Consider the following 2752-nt stretch of genomic DNA (forward strand, 5'->3'; position numbering starts at 1 on the left):
TGCGGGTGCTGCCACCGGCCAGCTCAACGGCGCAGGTAACGTGCAACTCGATGCGGGCGAATTCCGGGTTGATGAGGGCACCTTCAGCGGCGCGCTGAGCGGAAACGGCGACCTCTACAAAAACAGCAGCGGCACACTGCAACTCAGCGGCAACAGTTCGCTGGCCGGGGCAACCACCGTTGCCGGTGGCATCCTGCGGGTCAATGGCAGCCTGGGTAACGGCAGTGTTTCGGTCGAGAACGGTGCATCCCTGACCGGCAGCGGCACCCTGGGTGGCGCAGTGACTGTCGCCAACGGCGGCCACCTGAGCCTGGCCAGCGGTTCGGTGCTGACCCTGGGTTCGTTGGTGTTGAATGACCTCTCCAACCTCGACGTCGCCCTCGGCGCCGCCACTGCGGGCGCGGCGGGCATGGCCAACGTCAGCGGCAACCTGACCCTGGACGGCAAGCTGAATATCACTGACGCCGGTGGTTTCGGCATCGGCGTGTACCGCCTGTTCGACTACAACGGTGCGCTGATCGACAACGGCCTGGAACTCGGCGTACTGCCAACGGGCGTCCCGACCAACGAGCTGGAAGTGCAGACCAGCGTCGCCAACCAGATCAACCTCGTGGCGGGCGGCCCCGACTACATCCGCTTCTGGGATGGTAGCGAGCTGACCGGCAACGGCACCGTCGAAGGCGGCAACGGCACCTGGAGCAGCACCAATAGCAACTGGACCACCATCAACGCCGGGCTCAACGGCGCCTGGAACAGTTCGTTCGCGGTGTTCCAGGGCGCGGCCGGCACAGTTGTCGTGGATGGCACCCAAAGTGTCACCGGCCTGCAGTTCATCACCGACGGCTATCAACTGGTGGGCGGCGGTGCGGATTCGCTGCAACTGGTCAACGGCACCAGCGGCTACAGCACGCTGCGCGTCGACAACGGCGCGACCGCAACGCTGGACGTAAGTCTCGGCGGCAGTGGTGTGTTGAACAAGGTCGACAGCGGCACGCTGGTGCTCAATGGCACCAATACCTACAGCGGCGGCACGCGCCTGACCGCGGGCACCCTGGTGCTGGGCAACAATGCCGCACTGGGCACCGGCAGCCTGCGCGTCAGCGCGGGCACCACGCTGGACAGCAACACCCCCGTCAGCGCGGGCAACACGGTGATCCTCGATGGCGACCTGACGCTGGCCGGCAACAACGACCTGACCCTGACCGGGCAGATCAACGGCAATGGCGGGCTGATCAAGAACGGCGCCAACGTGCTGAGGCTCGATGGTAACAACAGCTTCCAGGGCAACACCGAACTCAACAGCGGCACCCTGGTGCTGGGCCATAACAAGGCGTTGGGCAGCAGTGTGCTGGCGGTCAATGGCACCAGCACTGTGCTCGCTGCCGGTATCTCCGAGCTGAAGAACCGCATCCAGTTGGCCAGCAGCCTGACCCTGGGCAACATCGATCCGCTCGCCCTGACCGGACGCATCAGCGGCAACGGCACCTTGATCAAACAAGGCCCCGGTACCGTGGACCTGACGGGCAGCAATGATTTCAGCGGTACCTACCGCATCAACGATGGTCGCCTGAATCTGGCCGGCAGCAACAGCACCGGCAATCCAGCGATCGACATCAGCACCGACGGCACCCTCGGCGTCGCGGTCGACAGCGCCGTGGGCCTGCTCAGCGGGCAGGGCTCCATCGCACTGGAAAACAACAGCCTGCTGACCCTGATCGGTGGCAGCTATGACGGCGCCATCACCGGTACCGGCAGCCTGAACAAAGTCGGTAGCGGCGGCCTGATCCTGTCGGGCGTCAGCAACATCAGCGGTGCCACGACCCTGACCGAGGGCAGCCTGTCCGTTACCGCTCAAGGCGTGCTCGGCACCTCTTCGCTGAGCGTCGCCAGCGGTACTACCCTCGGCGGTAACGGCACCATCGATGGCGCGGTGACCATCGCCGATGGCGGCCATCTGGTCGTCAACAGCGGCAAAACCCTGACCACCGGTAACCTGACCCTCAACAACGATTCCAACCTCGACGCCTTGCTGGGGGCCGCGGTACCGGGTGCCTCGGGCCTGCTCAAGGTCAATGGCAACCTGGTGCTGGACGGCAAGCTCAACGTCACCGACGTGGGTGGCTTCGGTCTGGGCGTGTACCGCCTGATCGACTACACCGGCACCCTCACTGACAACGGCCTGGCCCTCGGCACGCTTCCGGGCGGTCTGGTGGCGGGCGATCTGGACGTGCAGACCAGCGTCGGCAGCCAGGTCAACCTGGTGGTCGGTGCTGCTGCAGGAAATGTGCTGTTCTGGGACGGCGCCGGTAACGGAATCGGCGCCATTGATGGTGGCAACGGCACCTGGGGTGCAACGGGTAGCAACTGGACCAACGCCAGCGGCAACTTCAACCAGGGCTGGAACGACGGCTTCGCCGTGTTCCAGGGCAACACCGGTACGGTCACCGTCGAAGACACCCAGAGCACCACCGGCCTGCAGTTCCTCACCGACGGCTACAGCCTGGTGGCGGGCGCTGCGGGTGAGCTGAATCTGGTCAACAGCGGTGCGGGTTATGCCGGCGTGCGTGTCGGCAGCGGCAACACGGCCACGCTCGATGTGAGCCTGATCGGCAGCGGCACCCTGAACAAACTCGAAACCGGCACCCTGGTGTTGAACGGCAATAACAGCTACAGCGGCGGCACTCAGCTCAATGGCGGCACGCTGGTAGTGGGCAGCAACTCCGCGCTGGGCACCGGCACGCTGACCACCGCC

At 65.2% G+C, this 2752-nt stretch carries 1 protein-coding gene; it reads left to right on the top strand.

The genetic code is table 11. The features are described from left to right. On the top strand, positions 1-2752 hold a 2752-nt coding region (locus DM374_RS32340; protein ID WP_177431642.1), incomplete at both ends, for an autotransporter-associated beta strand repeat-containing protein.

The sequence above is a fragment of the Pseudomonas huaxiensis genome (genome assembly GCF_003231275.1).
In the GTDB taxonomy this organism is placed as follows: domain Bacteria; phylum Pseudomonadota; class Gammaproteobacteria; order Pseudomonadales; family Pseudomonadaceae; genus Aquipseudomonas; species Aquipseudomonas huaxiensis.